General features: G+C 26.6%; 21 protein-coding genes. 17 read left to right on the top strand and 4 right to left on the bottom strand.

All coding sequences use genetic code 11. The features are described from left to right. Positions 1–5: 5 nt before the first annotated feature. A complete protein-coding gene (locus tag CRU93_RS00575) occupies positions 6–1,274 on the bottom strand; it encodes a coproporphyrinogen III oxidase family protein (protein WP_129102237.1) in 1,269 nt (422 codons plus the stop codon). Positions 1,275–1,415: 141 nt separating this feature from the next. Between CRU93_RS00575 and phsA the strand changes: the two genes are divergently transcribed. Genes phsA through CRU93_RS00545 form a run of 6 tightly spaced genes read left to right on the top strand, consistent with a single transcriptional unit; the run spans position 1,416 to position 7,933 of the window. Next, positions 1,416–3,710, top strand: coding sequence for a thiosulfate reductase PhsA (gene phsA / locus CRU93_RS00570; protein ID WP_129102236.1), 2,295 nt, complete (start codon positions 1,416–1,418; stop codon positions 3,708–3,710). Between the two features lie 11 nt (positions 3,711–3,721). Next, complete coding sequence (locus CRU93_RS00565) at positions 3,722–4,291, top strand: 4Fe-4S dicluster domain-containing protein (protein WP_129102235.1); 570 nt, start codon at positions 3,722–3,724, stop codon at positions 4,289–4,291. Further along, positions 4,284–5,258 (top strand): NrfD/PsrC family molybdoenzyme membrane anchor subunit, encoded by a 975-nt coding sequence (gene nrfD / locus CRU93_RS00560; RefSeq protein WP_129102234.1) that lies wholly within the window; start codon positions 4,284–4,286, stop codon positions 5,256–5,258. The genes CRU93_RS00565 and nrfD overlap by 8 nt, the downstream gene beginning before the upstream one ends. A gap of 42 nt (positions 5,259–5,300) precedes the next feature. After that, positions 5,301–5,966, top strand: coding sequence for a response regulator transcription factor (locus CRU93_RS00555; protein WP_129102233.1), 666 nt, complete (start codon positions 5,301–5,303; stop codon positions 5,964–5,966). Beyond that, positions 5,950–7,116: a sensor histidine kinase KdpD gene (locus CRU93_RS00550; protein WP_129102232.1), complete on the top strand. Its 1,167-nt coding sequence runs from the start codon at positions 5,950–5,952 to the stop codon at positions 7,114–7,116. Before CRU93_RS00555 ends, CRU93_RS00550 begins: the two co-directional genes overlap by 17 nt. Beyond that, entirely contained in the window at positions 7,106–7,933 is an 828-nt protein-coding gene (locus CRU93_RS00545) for a cache domain-containing protein (RefSeq protein WP_129102231.1), read from the top strand. Before CRU93_RS00550 ends, CRU93_RS00545 begins: the two co-directional genes overlap by 11 nt. Here the strand turns inward: CRU93_RS00545 and CRU93_RS00540 are convergent. After that, entirely contained in the window at positions 7,923–8,741 is an 819-nt protein-coding gene (locus CRU93_RS00540) for an energy transducer TonB (protein WP_129102230.1), read from the bottom strand. The two genes, CRU93_RS00545 and CRU93_RS00540, sit on opposite strands and share 11 nt — an antisense overlap. Before the next feature lie 51 nt (positions 8,742–8,792). Between CRU93_RS00540 and hemL the strand changes: the two genes are divergently transcribed. Genes hemL through CRU93_RS00525 form a run of 3 tightly spaced genes read left to right on the top strand, consistent with a single transcriptional unit; the run spans position 8,793 to position 10,941 of the window. Next, positions 8,793–10,073: a glutamate-1-semialdehyde 2,1-aminomutase gene (hemL, locus tag CRU93_RS00535; protein WP_129102229.1), complete on the top strand. Its 1,281-nt coding sequence runs from the start codon at positions 8,793–8,795 to the stop codon at positions 10,071–10,073. A gap of 12 nt (positions 10,074–10,085) precedes the next feature. Continuing rightward, complete coding sequence (locus CRU93_RS00530; RefSeq protein ID WP_129102228.1) at positions 10,086–10,403, top strand: AtpZ/AtpI family protein; 318 nt, start codon at positions 10,086–10,088, stop codon at positions 10,401–10,403. Further along, positions 10,336–10,941, top strand: a complete 606-nt coding sequence (locus CRU93_RS00525; RefSeq protein WP_258238777.1) for a hypothetical protein — start codon at positions 10,336–10,338, stop codon at positions 10,939–10,941. The genes CRU93_RS00530 and CRU93_RS00525 overlap by 68 nt, the downstream gene beginning before the upstream one ends. Here the strand turns inward: CRU93_RS00525 and CRU93_RS00520 are convergent. Together CRU93_RS00520 and rpoD are read right to left on the bottom strand one after the other, a co-directional pair. Next, entirely contained in the window at positions 10,913–11,599 is a 687-nt protein-coding gene (locus CRU93_RS00520; RefSeq protein ID WP_129102226.1) for a hypothetical protein, read from the bottom strand. The genes CRU93_RS00525 and CRU93_RS00520 overlap by 29 nt on opposite strands. Positions 11,600–11,601: 2 nt before the next feature. After that, complete coding sequence (rpoD, locus tag CRU93_RS00515; protein ID WP_129102225.1) at positions 11,602–13,467, bottom strand: RNA polymerase sigma factor RpoD; 1,866 nt, start codon at positions 13,465–13,467, stop codon at positions 11,602–11,604. Between the two features lie 171 nt (positions 13,468–13,638). Between rpoD and CRU93_RS00510 the strand changes: the two genes are divergently transcribed. From CRU93_RS00510 to CRU93_RS00475, 8 genes are all read left to right on the top strand, one after another. Further along, positions 13,639–14,142 (top strand): 3-isopropylmalate dehydratase small subunit, encoded by a 504-nt coding sequence (locus CRU93_RS00510; RefSeq protein WP_129102224.1) that lies wholly within the window; start codon positions 13,639–13,641, stop codon positions 14,140–14,142. Beyond that, a complete protein-coding gene (gene leuB / locus CRU93_RS00505) occupies positions 14,142–15,209 on the top strand; it encodes a 3-isopropylmalate dehydrogenase (RefSeq protein ID WP_129102223.1) in 1,068 nt (355 codons plus the stop codon). The genes CRU93_RS00510 and leuB overlap by 1 nt, the downstream gene beginning before the upstream one ends. 17 nt (positions 15,210–15,226) lie before the next feature. Beyond that, positions 15,227–16,531, top strand: coding sequence for a tellurium resistance protein TerC (locus CRU93_RS00500; RefSeq protein WP_129102222.1), 1,305 nt, complete (start codon positions 15,227–15,229; stop codon positions 16,529–16,531). Between the two features lie 118 nt (positions 16,532–16,649). After that, positions 16,650–17,903, top strand: a complete 1,254-nt coding sequence (locus CRU93_RS14095; RefSeq protein WP_164967592.1) for a hypothetical protein — start codon at positions 16,650–16,652, stop codon at positions 17,901–17,903. A gap of 60 nt (positions 17,904–17,963) precedes the next feature. Beyond that, positions 17,964–18,893, top strand: a complete 930-nt coding sequence (locus CRU93_RS00490; protein WP_129102221.1) for an exopolyphosphatase — start codon at positions 17,964–17,966, stop codon at positions 18,891–18,893. Positions 18,894–19,038: 145 nt separating this feature from the next. After that, the gene (locus CRU93_RS00485; RefSeq protein ID WP_129102220.1) at positions 19,039–19,794 is read left to right on the top strand and encodes an amino acid ABC transporter ATP-binding protein; all 756 of its coding nucleotides are present in this window, start codon (positions 19,039–19,041) and stop codon (positions 19,792–19,794) included. Continuing rightward, complete coding sequence (locus CRU93_RS00480) at positions 19,795–20,460, top strand: amino acid ABC transporter permease (protein ID WP_129102219.1); 666 nt, start codon at positions 19,795–19,797, stop codon at positions 20,458–20,460. A 267-nt stretch (positions 20,461–20,727) separates the two neighbouring features. Then, a complete protein-coding gene (locus CRU93_RS00475) occupies positions 20,728–21,525 on the top strand; it encodes a transporter substrate-binding domain-containing protein (RefSeq protein ID WP_129102218.1) in 798 nt (265 codons plus the stop codon). Positions 21,526–21,529: the final 4 nt, after the last annotated feature.

Genomic DNA, 21,529 nt, shown 5'->3' with positions numbered 1-21,529 from the left:
CTATTTTAAACTATTTGTCCACTTTTAAATATAGCTCTAACTTTATCCATTTTGGAATAGAAATTAGCCATGATTACAGTAAGTACATATTGTCCTTTTTTTGTAAGGTATAATACATCTTCTTTTTCATAAACAAAATCAAGTTTTTTAATTAAAAATAGCTCTTTTTTTAAATATTTTTCTAAATCTATATTAAAGGTTTCATAATATTTTTTTATATTAAAAGAACCAGAAAATAAAGTACATAAAAAGTAATATTGAATTACCTCTTTTTTATTAAAAGTACTTTTTGCAATTATTGTATCTTTTCTTTTATTTAGTAATTTTTCATAATTGTCTAAATCATAACTATTTACAAATAAATTACCTTCTAAATAGCTAAAACCACCACTTCCAAGTCCAATGTATTCATTGTGATTTGATACATATTCATCATTTAATATCTCTACACACTCTTTAGAAAATGACCACATATTATTCATATGATAATCTTTTAGAATATCACAAATCAAGTAATAAAATTTTTCTTTATTTTGATTTGCTTGAAATCTATTTATGAATTTACTATTTAATGTAGAACTCATAAGAGGGTATGTTGTGATTTGTTCTACTTCTAAATTTTTAGCAATTTCTAAATCTTTTCTCAATGAAGCTTCAGTTTGATTTGGAAGATTAAATATCAAATCAACATTTGTAATAGGAAGAATTCTTGTTATATTTTTGATTTTTCTTATTAATTCTTTATCATTTCCAAATCTATCATATCTACTTAGTTTTTTTAATATCTCATTATCAAAGCTTTGTACACCAATTGATAATCTTTTTACTAAACCTTTTAATTTTTTTACAGTTTCTAATTCAATATGATTAGGATCCGTTTCACAAGATATATCATCAACATCAAATAACTCTTTTAAAAGTTTTATTGTTTTAATTATCTCAACTTCATTTATTAAAGGACTTCCTCCTCCAATATATATAGAATCAATTTTTGTGTTATATGATTTTAATACTCTAATCTCTTTTCTTAAATTTTTAAAGTATTTAATAGATTTTTTATGGTCATATTTATATTTATGAAATGTACAAAAAGGACATAAATTATCACAAAATGGAATATGAATATATAATAAATAAGAAGCATCTTTATTTAAATGATTAAATTTATTATCCTCTTTTGATGTTTTTATTATTTTTACAGAAGAATCAAAAGCTTTATTTACCGTACTATTTATAAGATTATTTATTAGTACATCTTTAATATTGTTAATCATTTCTAACTCCTTTTATGAAATTATAAAAGTATTGAGTAAATTTAAAGTAAATTAAAAAAATATTTAAAATCAATTTAAAATTTACATAAAATTTACTTTTAAAGATTAAGATTCTTTTAACAAATAAATAAAGGATTCAAAATGAGTAGTACTTATACAAGAAGAGATTTTCTTAAAACTACTGCTTCTACTGCAGTTTTTGCAGCAGGTACATCTTGTATGGCGGGTAAACTAGGTTCTCTAGATTCTCCTGTATTTGATGGCTCTAATAAGAGTGTATATACTTACTGTGAAATGTGTAGTAGTAGATGTCAGATTGAAGCGAAAGTTGAAAAAGGTAAAGTTACTTTTATTCAAGGGAATAGTAATTCAAAAGGTATGAACACGTCAATTTGTGCAAGGGGTGGATCTGGTCATTCACAGCTGTATGATAAACAAAGATTAGTAAAACCTCTTATTAGAGTAGGAAAAAGAGGTGAAGATAAATGGATGGTAGTTTCTTATGATGAAGCTTTTAATTTTATTACTAAAAAATTGAATAAAATAAAAAAAGATCATGGTGCAAAATCTGTTATATTTTCAGCAAAAACAGGTGAGCAATTTCATCATTTAGCAACTTTTTCTAGTCTATTTGGGAGTCCTAATTTATTTTCCCATGTCTCAACATGTCCAATTACATATAAAGTTGCATTCCACCATACTTATGGGTCTGGATTAAAAAGAGATTTTTCAAATGCAAAATATATATTAAATTTTGGACATAATTTATTTGAAGGAATTGCTGTTAGTAAAACTAAAAAGTTTGCAAAAGCAGTTAATAAAGATGATTGTAAATTAGTAGTATTAGATCCAAGATTTTCAATTGTTGCTTCAAAAGCAGATGAGTGGCACAGTGTAAAACCAGGAACAGATTTAGCATTTATATTATCATTAATTCATGTTTGGTTAAGAGATGGTAAATATGATAAAGAGTTTGTAAAAAACTATACAGTTGGAATTGATGAGTTAATTAAAAGTACAAAAACAACAACTCCTCAATGGCAAGAGAAAATTACTGGAATTAAAGCACAAGTTGCTGAAAAAGTTGCAAATGAGATCTATCAAGCAGCACCAAAATGTATCATTGATTGGGGTCACAAAACAACAACTGGTCAAAGTGAGTTTCAAAGAACAAGAGCTATCTTAGTAGCAAATGCACTAATGGGAAACCTTGAAAAAGAGGGTGGATTATTTTTTGGTAAAAAAGCAAAAACTGTAAATAAAATTGCAAATAAAAATATTGTTCCAACTATTGGTAATCCAGATAAACATATAAAAATTATAAAAGATTTAAGAATTGATAATGCAAGTCAAGAGGGTAAAAATATTTTTGTTTCAAGAAAATATGGAGTTTTACCAGATCTTCCAGAAGCTATATTATCAAAAAAACCATATGAAGTAAAAGCTTGGATAATGACAAGAACTAATCCTCTTCAAACTGTTGCAAACCCACAAAAAATGAAAGAGGCAATGAATCAACTTGATTTAATTGTTGTAAATGATGTTTATATGTCTGAAACTGCACAAATGGCAGATGTTGTACTTCCAGAAGCTACTTATTTAGAAAGAGATGAAGGAATTCATGATGTTTCATCTAAAGCACCAGCTTATATGATGAGAAATAAAGTAGTTGAACCAATAAATAAAACATTAACTAATTATGAGATTTTTAGAGAACTTGCAAAAAGATTAAAAATTGATTCTGCATACAAATGGAATAACATAAATGGCTTTAGAGCACACCAAGCAAAAGGTAATATTAAACTTTTAGAAAAACTTGCAAAAGATGGTTATGTTTCTTTTGGTGTTCCTGCATTATTTTATAGAGAAAAAAAATATGTAGATGAATTTGTAAAAAAATATCCAACAGCTGCATCAAACTTAGATAAAGATGGGTTATTTACAAAAATGATTAAATTTAAAACACCAAGTGGAAAAATAGAATTATTTGCACAAAATGTAGAAGATGCATTTCCAGGTTATGGAGTTCCAGCAGATCATGATATGGATGTTCAAAATGGCTATCCATATATTATTACTTCTGGTAAAACAGCACTTCATACAAATGGGCATACTCAAAATATTCCTTTTTTAAATATGTTAATGAGTGATAATCCAGTTTGGGTAAATCCAATTACAGCAAAAAAAGAGAATATAAAAACAGGAGATAAAATTTTCTTAGAAAATGATATTGGAAAAGAGAAAGCCACAGTATTCGTAACAGAAGCTATTAGACCAGATACACTTTTTGTATATATGGGATTTGATAGAGATTCAAAAGAGTTAAAAAGAGCCAATGGTAAAGGTACATGTCAAGGTAAACTTTTATCTTTAAAAACTGCTCCAGTTTGTTCAACGATGATTACAAATATTGGTGTGAAAATCACTAGAGTTTAAAAGGGTTTATTATGAAAAAAAATTTTAGAATGATACACGATGAAAATTTATGTATAGGTTGTCAAGCTTGTAGTGTTGCATGTAGAAGTGAAAATGATGTACCAGATGATGTATTTAGATTACAAGTTCGAATTGAAACAAAAGGTAAATTTCCTAATCTAAAAACAGATATGAATAGACACTCATGTGTAATGTGTAAAGATGCACCATGTGTTACAGTTTGTCCTACAGGAGCATCTTTTCAAACAAAAGATGGATTAGTTCAAATAGATCACAGTTTATGTGTTTCTTGTAAATACTGTGTTGTTGCATGTCCTTATGAAGCAAGATTTGTTAATCCTATAACAAAAAATATAGATAAATGTACTTTTTGTTTTTCAAATAGAGTTTCAAAAGGACTAAATCCAGCATGTGTAACAGTTTGTCCAACTGATGCATTAGTGTTTGGAGATATAAATGATACAAAATCAGCTGTATATCAAAAAGCAAAAGAGTGTAATCTTTTATATCCTAAAGCAGACTTAGGAACTAAACCACAACTTGCATTTGTTCCTAATAAAAAAGGAGTAAGTTATGAATAATGTATGGGGAAGTATGGCTCAATATGATGTTATTAATTGGCCATGGCCAATTGCAGTGTATCTATTTTTAGCAGGTGCAAGTGCAGGTTCTATTATTATTGCTTTATTAGTAAAATGGAATAGACATGATAAAGAAACATCAACAATTTGGGATGCAATGATTAAAGCAGGTGCATTAATTTCACCTCTTACAATTATTGTTGGATTAGGTCTTTTGATTTTAGATTTAGGTAAACCTTTGTCTTTTTATTGGTTATTAATTAGTTATAATTTTGAATCAGTTATGACACTTGGTGTAATTGCACTGTTTTTATATACACCTTTGTCATTGGTTTTTACAGCATTGATTTTTGAAGATGTAATCAAAAAAAATTCATTATTGTCAATTTTTTATCCAATAGTTAGTTTTGTAAAATCATTTTCAAAATATGCAAAAAAAATAGAGTATGTTCTGTTTTTCTTGGCACTAATTGTAGGAGCATATACAGGTTTCTTATTATCTGCAAATATGAGTATTCCTATGTGGAACTCTCCTATATTACCAATACTATTTCTAGCTTCTGGAATCTCAGCAGGAATTGCAGGGAATATTTTAGTTGGAATGTTATTTTTCAAAAGTAGTATAAATAAAGAGAGTATAAAATATCTATTAATGCTTGATTTAAGAGTTATTATGCTTGAAATTCCTTTATTACTTTTACTATTTGTTGGAATGTTTTATTCAGGCGGAGCATCAAAAATATCTGCAATTCAAGCACTAAGTATTGGAAACTGGGCACTTGTTTTTTGGGTTGGAGTAATTGCTGTTGGATTAGTAACACCTGTTTTAATCGCACTTACTGCATTAAAAAATCATGATTATAAAGTTAAATTCATTTTATTTAACTCAGTAGTTGTATTAATTGGAGTTATTTTATTGAGATTTTATATTGTATACGCAGGCCAAATTTTTACAGGAGTACTATGAAATTAGAGAGATTTTTAATCTCTCTAATAGTATACTAATATTATGAAAATATTACTATTAGAAGATGATTATAATTATAATGAAAGTATAAAAGAGTATTTAGAAGATAGTGGTTTTATTGTAGATAGTTTTTATGATGGACAATCTGCTTTAGAAGCAATTGTTGATAATAAATACTATCTTGCAATTTTAGATATAAAAGTACCAAAATTAAATGGACATGAAGTTATTAAATATTTAAAAGATATAAATAACAATACTCCTATTATTATTACTACTTCTCTTGTTGATATTGATAATATAACAATAGGTTATCAATTAGGTTGTAAGGATTATTTAAAAAAGCCCTTTGAGTTAAAAGAGTTAGAGTTAAGAATAAATACAATTTTGCAAACAGTATATAATATAAATATGGAAAAAATAAACCAATTAGAAAATGGTTATTCATTTGATATCTCAGCTGGTATTTTGAAAAAAGATAATAAACAAATAGATTTAAGTATAAAAGAAAAAGAGTTAGTTGAGTTTCTAATTAGTAATCCAAATATCTTTTGTGATATTGAAAATATTAGGGAAAATGTTTGGGAAGGAAAAGAGATTAATAATGCAGATATAAGAATGTATATCAGAAAAATTAGATTAAAAACACATAAAGATTTCATTATCTCACATAGAGGATTAGGATATAAAATTGTCATTTCCAACTAATGAGACAAAAGTTGCATATTTTTATACATTTTTATTAATGATTTTATTTACTATTCCTGTGTATTTTACTTTAAGTTATGCTTTGGAAAATGAGATTATTGTAAAGCAAATGAACCTTGAAAATTTTGCAAATGAATTAGAAAAAAATATTCATTCAGATGAAATAGGATTTGCAAGAAGTGTAAAGGTTAAATTTGCTTTATTTAACAAAAAAGATGAACCTCAAATTTATAATCTTTCAAATGATTTAGAAAATTTTGATTTTAAAATATTTAAATCTTACCCTTATATATATTATAGAAAAGATATTAGCGATAATATATATAAGATATCTTTCATTGTGTGTGAAGCTAAACTTGATTACTCAAAAGTAATTCTTTTAGCAACTATACTATTTTTCATTATTCTAATAAATATTTATATTTTGAATAAAAGTATTATAAAAAATATTTCAAGACCTTATGAAGTAATGCAAAAGTATACAAATATACTTTTTAATGATACAATGCATGAATTAAAAACACCACTTGGAATAATAAATATCAATTTAGATTTACTTTCAAGAAAAGAAGGTACAAGTAAATATATTAATAGAATGAAGATTGCTATTAAGCAAATACAAATAAATTATGAATCAATAGAATATTATATAAAAAATAAAAGAGTTTCTTATCCAAAAGATAAAGTTAATTTATCTAAATATTTAGCTGAAAGAATAGAGTTTTTTGAAGATATAGCAAATTCAAAGTTTATTAAAATAAATGTTTATATACAAGATAATATAAATATATTTATGAATCTTTTAGAACTGCAAAGAATAATTGATAATACATTAATTAATGCTATAAAATATTCAAAGCCTAATAGTAAAATTGATATTACTCTTATTTCAACACTTGAACTATGTGCTTTAACAATAAAAGATTATGGTGTTGGAATTAAAGATGTAAAAAAAGTATTTAGTAGATTCTCAAGAGAAGATCATACTCAAGGTGGATTTGGTTTAGGTTTAAACATAATAAAAAGTATTTGTGATAAAAATAATATAATTATTGAATTAAAATCAAAAGAAGATGAAGGTTCAAGTTTTACTTACAACTTTGAAATTTATAAAATGAGATTTTTGGATAGAATAGAAAATGAAAAATAAAAATTTAATAAGCATAATAGTATTTGTGCTTTTTAGCGCAGGAAGTTTAATTTGGGTTTTTAATAACTATTTGAGCTACCAAAAAAAGGAAAAAGATGAACAAATAATAGATTTATATTTGGATGAACTTACAAATTCTGTTAATAAAAATAAAAATCTTGTTTTAACAGCATCAGTTCTTTTAGCAAAAGATGAAAGTATAAAAAATTGTCTAACTACAGAAGAACAAAGTAGATGTTTTAAATATCTTACAAAATCAAAAAATGGATTAATTAATACAGATATTTTTGATAATTTAATGATTCATGTTCATGATAAAAATTTGAAAAGTTTTTTTAGATTATGGAATCCACAAAAAGATAATGATTCATTGAAATCATTTAGGTATTCTTTATCTATTGTAAAAAAACATAAAAACTCACTTGCTTGTATTGAAGTAGGAAGATATTCTATGTTAATTCGTGGAATAACTCCAGTTTTTGATAGTAAAAATAGATATATAGGTTCAATAGAAGCAATAACAGATTTTAATAAAATAATTAAACATTTTAAAAAACAAAATATTGGTTTATATATTCTCATGGATAAAAAATATAAAAATGTTGCTTCTAAAGTTGATTTTTCTAAAGAACAAATATTAAAAAATTATATTCTTTTAAATAAGACAAATGAAAATATATCTTTTTTATATGATTTGGATTTTAAAGGCACATCTTATAAAAAAATCGATTCTTATTATTTAATAAGTACTCCAATATACGATATTAGAAAAACAATAATTGGATATTATGTTTTAAAAGTATATCTTAATATATAATTTTATAATTAACATATATTCTAATTTTTGTTTTCTCTTTTGGTCTTGGATAATCTTTATAAGCAACTTCAATCGTCTCTTTTGAGTTTTTATCTAATGTCTCATAAGTTGAAGAGTTTATAACTTTTAAATCACTTATATCACCATTTGGATATAAATAGAACTCTAATACATTAACTCCCTCTTGCTTTGTTCTAACTGCAATTCTAGGATATCCTCTTTTATAAAGATATTTTTGTGTAATTCTTCCTATTTTTTTTAAATTGTTTTGTAAAAATTTTTTTTGAACTTTTGTGAATTTATCATATTCTTTACCATAAAGTTTTATATAACTTTTTGTCTCATTATCAAGGTATTTTTTATCCAATACAGGATTTGATAATAAGAATTTTTCTAAAGGATCTTGTTTTACACTTCTTTTTTGCTGTTCTTGTATATTTTGTTTTACTTCTTTTAACTGTTTTTTCTTATTTTCTTTTTTAACTTCTTGTTTCTTTTTAGAAATAGGTATTGCTCTTTTTGTTCTTTTTTTAATAGGAACAATATGTTTTTTTACTTTTTTAAATTTTTGTTTTTCTGATTTATTTATTTGTTTTTTTACTGCTTTTGATTCTATGCTTTTTACACTCTTTTGTACTTTTGGTTGAGCTTTTTTTAACCTAACAAATGTCAAAGAACTTTTCTTTGCATTTGGCTTTAGCTTATGCTCTTGCAAAAATTGCTCATCTTTTTTCTTCACTTTATAGTTATATAAAAAAAGAATATGTATAGTAATAGATAAAATAAAAGCTAGTATAATCGTTTTCATAACGGGATTATAGTATAATAGCTTTTAAATTTAACAAAGATAGGATATTAAATGTTTGATAAATCAATAGCAGCATATGAAGATGCAAAAAATGTAATTCCTGGTGGAGTTGATTCACCTGTTAGAGCATTTAAAAGTGTAGGTGGAACACCTCCATTTATTGAAAAAGGAGAAGGGGCGTATCTTTTTGATGTAGATGGGAATAAATATTTAGATTTTGTTCAAAGCTGGGGACCTTTGATTTTTGGACATTGTGATAAAGATATTGAAGAAGCAGTAATTAAAACAGTAAAAAAAGGTTTAAGTTTTGGTGCACCAACAGTTTTAGAAACAGATCTTGCAAAAGAGATTGTTGAGATGTATGACAATATTGATAAAGTAAGATTTGTAAATTCTGGAACAGAAGCTGTAATGAGTGCTATTAGATTAGCAAGGGGAGTTACACAAAGAAATGGGATTTTGAAATTTGAAGGATGTTATCATGGACATTCAGATTCATTACTTGTTCAAGCAGGTTCTGGAATGGCAACATTTGGAAGCCCAAGCTCACCTGGGGTTCCTGCTGATTTAACAAAGCATACTATGTTATGTGAATATAACAATATTGAAGAGTTAAAAAAATGTTTTGAAACAAATGATGATATTGCTTGTTTAATTATTGAACCAATTGCAGGTAATATGGGATTTATTCCTGCTGATGAGAATTTTTTAGAAGAGTGTAGAAGACTTTGTGATGAAAATGGAACACTTCTTATTTTTGATGAGGTGATGAGTGGATTTAGAGCAAGTTTAACTGGTGCACATGGTGTAGTAAAACAAAAAGCAGATATTGTTACATTTGGTAAAGTAATTGGTGCTGGTATGCCAGTTGGTGCATTTGCTGCAAATTCAGAAATAATGGCAAACTTAAGTCCTGATGGTGCAATTTATCAAGCAGGAACATTAAGTGGTAATCCAGTTGCAATGGCAGCAGGTTTAGTAAGTCTTAGAAAAATTAAAGCTGATAAAGATTTATATTCAAGATTAAATGCAAAAGTAGAAAAATTACTTGCAGGATTCAAAAAAGCAGCAGATGAAAATAATATAGCATTTCAACCAAATTCAATTGGTTCAATGTTTGGTTTCTTCTTTTGTGATGTAGCTCCAAAAAACTTCAAAGATGTTGGAACTTGCGATTTTGATAGATTTGCAAAATTTCATCATGAAATGTTAAAAAGAGGGTACTATTTTGCTTGTTCTCAATACGAGGCAGCATTTATGTGTGATGCAATAAGTGATGAAGATATTGACAATTGTATTAGCGCTGCAAATGAAGTAATGGCACTTTTATAATATAGGAAAAATATGGAAAATAAAAACAACGATTACAAAGAACCAAAACATGAAGGTAAGTTAAGAGCATTAGATAACTTATCTTTAGGAATATCTCTTGTAGCAGCAGTAGGACTTGGTTTTGCTGCTGGATATGGGTTAAAACATCTATTTGGATATGATTGGTTACTTTGGTTAGGTCTATTTTGGGGAATTTGTGCAGCTATTTTAAATGTTTATAAAGCATATAAAAGAGCACAAAAAGAGTTCGAAGGTTTAGAAAATGATCCAAGATATGCCTACAGAGCAAAGCATGGTGATAAAAAGTTTGATGATGATGACGACGATTAAACAATTTGCAAAAGTTTTTATAATTATTGACTTTTGCTTAATAGTTTATGCATTAGTTTTTCAAAATTTTTATTGGATAGTAAATTCACAAGTTGCTTTTTTTTCTTCAATGATAATATCTATTGCTTCATTTCTTTCTTATAAAAAGAATGTAACTAATAGGTTAAAAAACTATGATGCATCACTTAAAGATGAAGGTGAAGATAGAGATATTATTGATGATATAGATGATCCTTATGATTTATATTCTGAACAGATTGAAACTAAAGAAGAGGAATTAACTGCTAGTAAAATAAAACAGATTATAAAAGAGGAAAAATCTAAAGTAAAAAGGAATTCTTTTAAAAATACAATATTCTCAGCAGGTGGCTTTTTATCAATTTATAGAATAATTGGATATTTATTTTTAGTTCTAGGATTTTTTACACTAAATAATCATAATAAGTTTATTCCAATAGCATTTTTAATTGGATTAGCAGTAGTACCAATTGCTGTACTACTTACTAAACCTATTTTAAAATCAGAGGTAAGTCAATAGAAAATTTTGACTTATCTTTAGTAAGAATAAAATATGAATTTGCCTCATCATAATTAAATTTATTTAAATTAGCAGGAACATTTCCTGTTAATTCTATTGAAATTAAAGAGTATTTTTTTCCTTCAATTCTTATATATTCACCTATTTTTAACATTACAGTTGCTGTTATTATTGTAGAGTTATCAAAGCATACTAACGCTGCATTTAATATTTTCATAAACTCTTTTGCATTTAATTTAAAATCAGGTATTGAAGGATCATAGTTTTTTATAAATTTAATATTAGATTTTGATTTCATTGCTGATATAGATAAGTCAACTAAAGTAAATATATTTCCCATATCACTATTTTTTGTATTTAATTTAGACTCTTTTTTTACCATTGTACTTTTATAAAGTTTAATGTTAATAGCTTCTTCATCTTCATATGATACTGTTACTGCATAAAAAATATAATTTTTCATATGTAAGTCTATGTAAGAAGTTTCAACTCCAAAAGTCTTAGGAGCATGTTTTAAAGCAATATCAAATACCTCTTTTGAAGGTATTCGACTTAGTAAAAATTGTGCTTCTTGATTTGAGTAAAGAATTTTACCGCTTGATGAGAAAGAAAGAATAGGGTTTAAATCCATTTCTACCCAGTTTTCAAAAAAACCCATTATTAACTCTCAACATAGTTTTTAAGGTTTTTCCCAACTTTTGGGTGTTTCAATTTTTTAATCGCACTTGATTCGATTTGTCTTACTCTTTCTCTTGTAACACTTAACTCTTTTCCTATTTCTTCAAGTGTTCTATCACTTGCATCTTCCATAAGACCAAATCTCATTCTAACAACAGCTTGTTCTCTTTCATTTAACTGAGCCAAGATTTGATCTATTTGACCTTGTAAATCTTCTTTCATTATATTATCAACTGGTGTTGGTGCTTTTTCATCTGGAACAAAATCTCCAAATTTACCATCATCATCAGAACCAATTGGTGCTTCAAGTGAAACAGGCTCTTTTGTGATTTTTATTACTTGTTTTACTTTATCAACAGGTAATCCTACTTCTTTTGCAATTACTTCAACATCAGGCTCTTTACCATTTTCTTGGATACCTTTTCTAATGATTTTATTGATTCTATTAATAGTTTCAATCATATGAATTGGTATTCTAATAGTTCTAGCTTGATCTGCAATTGCTCTAGAAATTGCTTGTCTAATCCACCATGTAGCATAAGTAGAGAATTTATAACCTTTTTTATACTCAAACTTATCAACGGCTTTCATTAGACCAATGTTACCTTCTTGAATTAAGTCTAAGAAAGGTAAACCTCTATTTGTATATCTTTTTGCAATTGATACAACAAGTCTAAGGTTAGATTTTGCCATTCTAGTTTTGGCTTTATCTGTAATTTGTTTACCTCTTTTGATTTGTTCAAGAACATCTTTTAACTCTTCTGGCTCTAAATCAAAACCATCTTTACTAGCTTCAGCAGTTTGGAAAAGTTTTTTTATTTCCATATATGTACTAACCATTGTAGCTTCTGGAACCATTGATGTTATTTGTGCTTTAGATAAGTTAATAATATTATCTAAAATCTTTTGGTGATTTTTCTTTAAAATGTCATTAAAAAGTGGTAATTTATACTCAAGTCTTTTTAACTCATGTTCAAATCCCGTATCAGATTTTAGTGCAGTTTCCATTGCTTTTACAATTTCAGAAATAAGTTTAGAAGTTGGACCTAAGTCTAATAAAGCTTCTTTTAAAACTTTTTTCTTAAATGCAACTGCTAAATTATATTGCATTACATCTAACTCTTCATCAGATTTTGCAGACTCTTTTGCTAGGAATTTAAGCCAGTCTTTTTTTGCTTTTTCTAAAACTTTAAATGAAGCAATAATTGTTTCTGCTCTTTTGTCAAGTTTTTTTTGTTTTTTACCTTTTGATTCTTCTTCACTCTCTTCAATATCATCATCAGATGAACTATCATTGTCCGAATCATCAGAATCATCCGAATCTTCATCGTCAAAGTTTCTAAAAAGTTCTTTAACTTTTCTTTCTCTATTAACTAAAGGTTCTTTATATTCAAGAATAAAATCAATTAGATATGGAACATAACAAATAGCATCTAATATTACATCTTCACCCATCTCTATTTTTTTAGATATTTCAATCTCTTCTTCTTTTGTTAGAAGAGGAATTTGACCCATCTCTCTTAAATACATTCTTACAGGTGAATCTGAACGACTCCACTCTAAAAGCTCTTTACTCTTTAGTAAATCATAAACATCTTCTTCATTCTCTTTTAGCTTATTTCTATGCTCTTCTTTTCTTTTAGCCTCTTCTGCATTCATTCTTTTAGCTTGTTCTTGTGAACTGATAAGTTGAACATTATATAGTTGAACTAAAGCTATAAGTTTTTTTATGTTTGCTGATGAAGGTGCTTTAGGAAAGATTTTAATAATTTTTTCATAAGTTAAAATAGAATCCTTGTACTCTTTAACAATTTGTTCTATCGATTTATTTAAATCTTTTGCACTCATATTAGTAAAGTTCCTTAATTAAGATAGGTATATATTATACCGAGATTAGTTAAAAAAATAATTAATTATATTTATTTAATCTACAATTTTTGAAAAATTAGATAAAATGCCTCTTCTTTGAATAAAAATGTAGAGAAAAATGGTATTTGAAGTACTAAATAAGGACAGAATATGAATATAATTACTGGTAAAGTATGGAATTTTGGGGCAAATATTGATACAGATATAATTATTGCAGCTAGATATTTAAATAGCTCAGACCCTGAACACTTAGCAAAATATGTAATGGAAGATGCAGATCCAGATTTTCCAAAGAAATTAAATAAAGGTGATATTATTGTTGCTGGAGAAAATTTTGGATGTGGTTCAAGTAGAGAACATGCACCAATTGCTCTAAAAGCAGCAGGAGTTGCTGCTGTTGTAGCACCATCATTTGCTAGAATTTTTTATAGAAATGCTTTTAATATGGGACTACCAATTTTTGAATTACCAGAAGCTTTAGAGATTAAAGAAGGAGAGGAAATTTCTATTGATCTTGATAACGGTAAAATCAAAAATAATACAAATAATAAAACTTATGAATTTAAAGCAATCCCTGAATTTATGCAAGAATTAATCTCTGTTGGTGGATTAATTAATTATGCAAAAGCTGAAATTGCAAAGGAAAATAAATAATGAAAAATTATAATATCTCAATTATTAAAGGTGATGGAATTGGTCCAGAAATTGTAGATGAGGCGATTAAAGTTTTAGATGCAGTTTCATACTCTTGTGGATTTTCTTTAGAGTATAAAGAATACCTAATGGGTGGAGCAGCACTTGATGTTACAGGTGAACCTTTACCAAAAGAGACTATTACAGGTGTACTTCAATCAGATGCTTGTCTTTTTGGTGCTATTGGTGGAGAAAAATGGGATACTTTACCAAGGGATAAAAGACCAGAAACTGGACTTTTAAACTTCAGAGAGGCAATGGGAGTTTATGCAAACTTAAGACCGGCAATTATTTATGATGAATTAGTAAATGCTTCAACACTTAAACCAGAAGTAATAGAAGGTGTTGATATTATGGTTGTAAGAGAGCTTATTGGTGGAATTTATTTTGGTAAACCAAGAGAAAATGATGGATTTAAAGCATTTAATACAATGGTATATACAAAACCAGAAATTGAAAGAATTGGTAAACAAGCATTTGAACTAGCAATGAAAAGAGATAAAAGAGTATGTTCAGTAGATAAAGCAAATGTTCTTGAAGTTTCTCAATTATGGAGAGATACTATGGAAGAAATAGCACGTGATTATCCAGAAGTAGAATTATCACATATGTACGTTGATAATGCAGCAATGCAACTTGTAAGAAACCCAAAACAGTTCGATGTTATTGTAACTGGAAATATTTTTGGAGATATTTTATCAGATACTGCTTCTATGGTAGTTGGTTCTATTGGACTTTTACCTAGTGCTTCAACAGGTGATAAAACTGCAATTTATGAACCAATTCACGGAAGTGCTCCTGATATTGCAGGTCAAGGAATAGCAAACCCAATTGCAACAATCGAAAGTGCAGCAATGATGCTTAGATACTCTTTAGGAGAAAGTCTTGCAGCAGATAAAATTGATTCAGCTATTAAAAAAGCACTTAAAGATGGATATCGAACAAAAGATTTAGCAGCATATGATGCTAAGGAAGTTGTAACAACATCAGAAATGGGTGATATAATAGCAAATTATATAAATAAATAAGAGAACTTCTCTTATTTATGAAAAAAAATCTTATAAGCTTAAGTGGAATTAGTTTACTTCTTAGTTTAATTTCATCAATACTTTTTGAGTTTGAAATTTTACCTTCTATTTTACCAAGTGGTTTTTTTGCACTATTTTCTTCAATAATACTTTTTTTTAAATTAAATCGTTCAAAAAAGATATTTATTTCACTTCTTACTAGTTTGGGATTGATTTTTTATTTAATTGCTTATTTTTTAGACCCAAGTATTGATTTATCTAAAATGATCACTGCAAATCAATTTTTAATCTCTCTTCTTATTTCTGTACATTTTTTAAGATTAATATCTTTGTCAAATCTAAAAGAACAAGAGACTCTGCCTGTAGGTAAAAAAGCTTTTTTTAAAACATATTTAGGACTTCACCTTTTTGGTTCAGTGATTAATTTATCAGTTGTTTTACTTATTGCTGATAATTTATATAAAAAAGCAAAACTAACAAAAGAGCAGTTAATAGTTTTAACAAGAGCATTTTCAACAGATGCTTATTGGTCACCTTTTTTTGTTGCTTTTGCAGCAGCAACTACATATGCACATGGAAGTGATATACATTATGTACTCTCTTTGGGTCTATTCTTAGCAATTTTATCTTTTTTATATACTTATTTAGAATTAAAGTATAAACAATCATATTCATTGAGTAATTTTGTTGGATATCCAATCTCTATGCAAACTATTTGGCTTCCTTTTATACTTTTGGTATTTGTTAGTCTTACTCATTATTTTTTTGAAAATATTAAAGTGATTGTTCTTATTTCTTTTTATTGTATATTATTGGTATTTGTATTTTTGAGTTTTAAATTTAATATTAAAAAATCAATAAAAAAGATTGTTTGTCATAGCAAAAATAAACTACCTTCTATGCATTCAGAATTAATATTATTTTTAGTTGCTGGATTATTTGGTTCTGCTGTGAGTAATATGTTATTAGTAAATAATATAAACTTACCCTTTTCAACTTTTGATGGAATTACAGCATCTATTATTTTAGGAGTAATTATTTTAGTCTCTTTTTTAGGAATTCATCCAATTATTTCAATATCAATTTTAGGTCATTGGATGAATACTATGCCAATAAATCAAACATTAATGGGTGTGATGTTTTTATTATCTTGGGGAATTTCAGTTGGAACAAGTCCTATATCAGGATTAAACTTGACTTTACAAGCTAGATATGAAGTAACCATAAAGCAACTTTTTTCGATTAATTTATTATATGCATTGTTTAGTTATATCGTATCTTCACTTTGTTTAATACTGCTTTATTATTTTTTAAATGCATAGTATATTTAATTGTTTACATTAAAAAATTATTTTTTATTTTGTTAGTTTCGACAAATAATTTGTTCTTTCAATATAAATTAGGTAAAATCTATTAAGATATTTCTAAAGGCTATAAAAAATGGAAAGTATTATTGCATTAGAGGAATTAATTAAAGAGAACGAATCTAAAGTCGCTCTTCAACAAAAACAGATTAAAAATCATGAAGCGGGAGTTAATAAACTTTCTCGAATGGCACTTGCCTCAGCAGAAAATGCATTAGAACAAGCTACAGAGCTTCTAGAAAAATACAATAGAATGCTAGAACAATTAAAAGCAGTAGATGAAGAGGAGTTAAGAGAAAAAGAACAACTTGCTATTTTAAATGAAAGAAAAAAATATTTTGATGCACAACCTTCTAGAATTAAAGCAAAAAGAGAAGAGAGCACAGATAAAAAACTTGAAGTTTTAAGAATCATAGATGAATTACCTGAAGATGTTAAATTTCAAGATGAAGAATTATTTGAAATTGCTACAAAATCTTTAGAATTAGATCTTTCAGATATGGATGAACTTTATAATAAATTTGAAGATATAAAAAGTGAATTTGATGCAATAAAACAGCAAGCTTCTGAAGAAGAAATTCAAGAATTAGCAACAATTGATTCTTTGATCCCTATTGTTGTTCTTCATTTTCATGTACTAAAAACAAATATTTTAGAACATATAAAAAATGAAAATAAAAAAGCTTCTGAAAAACAAGAAAAGCTTTTAAATGAAAAAACACAAAGAATAGAAAAAATAAAAAAAACAATAGAAGAACAACAAGAGTTATTAGCAAAAAAACAATCTGAAGATAAAAAAAATAAAGTAGAGATTGATGAGATTAAAACTTATATAAAAACACTTAATAGCAAGTTGACTCAAACAAAAAATATTAAAATTCCTACTCCAGTAATGCAAAAATTTTCTGGGTTTCCTAAGTATGAGGATTGGTGGATAAGAGAATTATGGTTGAGCCATCAAGCCTATTTTGCACTTTATAGATGGAAACAAATTATAAATAAAGTTTGTATAACAATAGAGCAAAAAAAAGCATGGTCTATAATTTTTGATAGGTGGATATTTATAAAAAAACTTTTAAATGATAAAGGAAAATTATCATATCACTATCATTTTGCTTTTGATTCTTTACTAAGTACATATGCAGAACTTGATGAAGAAGTAAATAAAATAAATATAGAATCTATGGAAAAAATTATAAAAAGAATAACTGAAAAAGAAGATTTTACTAAAACAGTTCATTTCCATGATACTAATACTGATTATTTACAATATAAAGTAAAAAAAGTAAATAAAAGTGGGAAAATAAAAGAAGATAATGTATTATTTTAATATTTCAAATTTATATTTTTTATGCTAGAATTTAAAAAATCTACTTTAAATAGGAATATTATGGCTAAAAAAAAGTATAGACTTGTGACTAGAAGTGATATGGATGGACTAGTTTGTGGTACATTACTTAAATATTTAGATATTGTTGATGAGATTACTTTTGTACATCCAAAAGATATGCAAGATGGAAAAATAGAGATTACATCTACTGATATAACAACTAACTTACCATATGTTGATGGTGTATATTTAGCATTTGATCACCATTTTAGCGAAACTTTAAGAAATGAAAAAAAAGATAATCATATAATTGATGCAAATGCACCCAGCGCAGCAGAAGTTGTATATCAATATTATGGTGGTGATGAAAAATTTCCAGCTAAATTTAGACCAATGATGGATGCAGCTAATAAAGCAGATAGTGCAGCATTTACAAAAGAAGATATTCTTAATCCAAAAGGGTGGGAACTTTTAAGCTTTCTAATGGATAGTAGAACAGGACTTGGAAGATTTAGAGAGTTTAGAGTATCAAACTATCAATTGATGATGGATTTGATTGATTATTGCAAAGATCATACAATTGAAGATATTTTAGCATTGCCAGATGTTAAAGAAAGAGTAGAACTATATTTTAAATATGAAGAACAATTTAAAGAACAATTACAAAGATGTACAACAGTACATGATAATTTAGTAATTGTAGATTATAGAAACGAAGATATAATTTACCCAGGAAATAGATTTTTAGTTTATGCAATGTATCCTAAAACAAATATATCTATTCATGTTGTATGGGGTAAAGATAAACAAAACGTAGTTTACAGTACAGGAAAATCAATCATAAACAAAACTTCAAATACAAATGTTGGAGAATTAATGCTTAAATATGGTGGAGGAGGGCATAAAGCCGCTGGTGGATGTCAACCAAGTCATGAAGATGCACAAAAAGTGCTTGAAGAATTAATTGCTCAAATTAACCTTGATAAATAAAAGTTTGAAATAATAAATATTTCAAACTTTTACCTTTCTTTTTATTTCTTTAAAATTTTAAATTACTATATTTAAGTTAAAACTAATTAAAATTCATCTTTTCTTTTAATCATTAAAATAATTAAAATCAATAAATGAGGTGAAAATGGTTCAAGTCAAACATTTAAATATAAACTTTGCAGATAAGCAAGTATTAAAAGATATTAATCTTAATATAAAAAAAGGTGAAGTAGTTGCTTTAATTGGACCTTCTGGTTCTGGAAAATCAACATTACTTCGTTGTCTTAATTTTCTTGTAAAACCAACAAGTGGTGTAATATCAATAGATGATATTACAGTAAATGCAGAAAAAGTCTTAAAAAAAGATATTTTTAAATTACGACAAAAAACAGCAATGATATTTCAAAATTACAATTTACTAAAAAATATGACTGCAATTGAAAATATAATGGAACCAATGATAACGGTTCAAAAGATTCCCAAAGAAAAAGCAGAAAGAGTTGCTATTGATTTACTTAAAAGAGTAGGGCTACTTGATAATAGAGATTCTTATCCAAGTGAAATGTCAGGAGGACAGCAACAAAGAGTTGGGATTGCAAGAGCAATGGCTGTTAATAGTAATGTAATACTATTTGATGAGCCAACATCATCTTTAGATCCAGAGTTAGTTGGCGATGTATTAGAAGTAATAAAAAATCTTGCATTGGAAAGTCAAAAGACAATGCTAATTGTGACTCATGAAATGAAATTCGCAAAAGATGTGGCAGATAAAATTATATTTTTAGAAAATGGAACTATTTCGGTTGTTGGAACTGCTCATGAAATATTCGTAGAGTGTAAAAATAAAAGAGTTTCTAATTTTGTTAATAAAATGACTGAAAATACATTGGAGGTAAAATAGATGGATTTTGACTTTCAATGGTTCTTAGGATTATTTCCTATTGTTTTACCAGCATTAAAATTGACAGTATCTATTGCAATAATATCATTATTTTTAACTTTATGTTTATCTATTGTTATTGCATTTATTAGATATTATAAAGTAAAGTTTTTATATCAGATTTCTGGATTATTTATTACATTTTTTAGAGCTACACCACTTGTAGCACAACTGTTTATATTGTATTTTGGTCTTCCTAGCATATTTCCTTTTTTAGAATCTATGTCAGCTTTTCAAGCAACAATTATTGCATTGACATTAAATACATCTTCTTTTATGGCAGAAGATTTAAGAGGTTCATTAGAATCAATTGATAATGGACAAAATGAAGCATGCTATTCTATGGGAATGACAAAATATCAAACTATGAAGCGTGTTATTTTACCACAAGCGTTTATTTTCGCGTTGCCTTCAATAGGAAATAGATTTATTGGTATTATAAAAGGTACAGCATTAGGTTTTACCGTTGGTCTTGCAGATATTATGGCTATATCTAAAATGGAAGCAGCACTTAGTTTGCGTTTTTTTGAAGCATATTTTTGTGTTACTATTATATATTTAGTTTTAGTTATTATTGTGGAAAGAATATTAAAATATATAGAAAAAAGAGTAGAAAAAGTTAGTTAAAAATTATTTAATTATAAAAATATAAATATTAATTAATATTTAAGTTAATATTAAATAAAATTTTAGGAATTTAACTATAATAGTTATATATCCCTTTTATTTATTATTAAAATCTTTAAAATAGATTGAAAAGAGTTAGCATCTCTGTTAATAGATCCGTTATGTTCAGTTGAACACTTCTAGTTAGCATACATTATTACAATCCTCTTTATCATTGTTTTGAATATAATAATATTAAAATATAGTGTATATAAACAAAGGAAAAGCATGAAAAAATTATTTAAACTATTAGTTGTTGGGATTTTATTCTCTTTTATGAATGCAAATGCAGATGAAATGCCTACAAAAATTGTGGTAGCATCAGGTTCTACATCAATTCCTAATTCATATATAATTAGAGGAAAACATACAGGACATGAAGTTGATATTTGGAATGAAATCTCTAAAAAAACTGGATTAAAAGTAAAATTTATTACTGGTGAATTTAATACTTTATTTGGATATCTTGATTCTAAAAAAGCTGATACAGTTGGTAATACAATTACTGTAAATAGCAAAAGATTAAAAAAATATGATTTTTCAGAACCATATGCATATATTCCAGAAAAATTAGTTGTTCATCCAAATAGAACAGATATCAAAAAACTTAAAGATATTGATGGAATGACTTGTGGTTTCTCTGCTGGTTCAAATGGTGGAAACCTATTTAAACAAATAGCAAAAAAACAAAATATTAAAATCCATATGGTATCTTATGATAGTAGTGAACTATTAAATGAAGCATTTAGAAGAGGAAAAGTTGATGTTATGATTTTCTCTGCTGCAGAAGTAGCATATAAAATCAAAATTGGTTTTATTAAAGCAAGAATGGTTGAAGAAAATATTGCTATTGGTGCAAAAGCATATCCTTTTGTTAAAAATAACGAGCGTTCTAAAAAATTAAGAATGATTGTTACAAAAGCTATAAAACAGATGAAAAAAGATGGGTCATTAGCTAAAATTTATGAAAAATGGTATGGAATGGATTTTAGTCATAAACCAAATAATATGAAAATAGCAAAATAAATAT

Source organism: Arcobacter sp. CECT 8985, assembly GCF_004116495.1.
Lineage (GTDB): Bacteria > Campylobacterota > Campylobacteria > Campylobacterales > Arcobacteraceae > Malaciobacter.
Note: the sequence above shows the minus strand (reverse complement) of the source record. Positions and strands in the feature narration are given on the sequence as shown.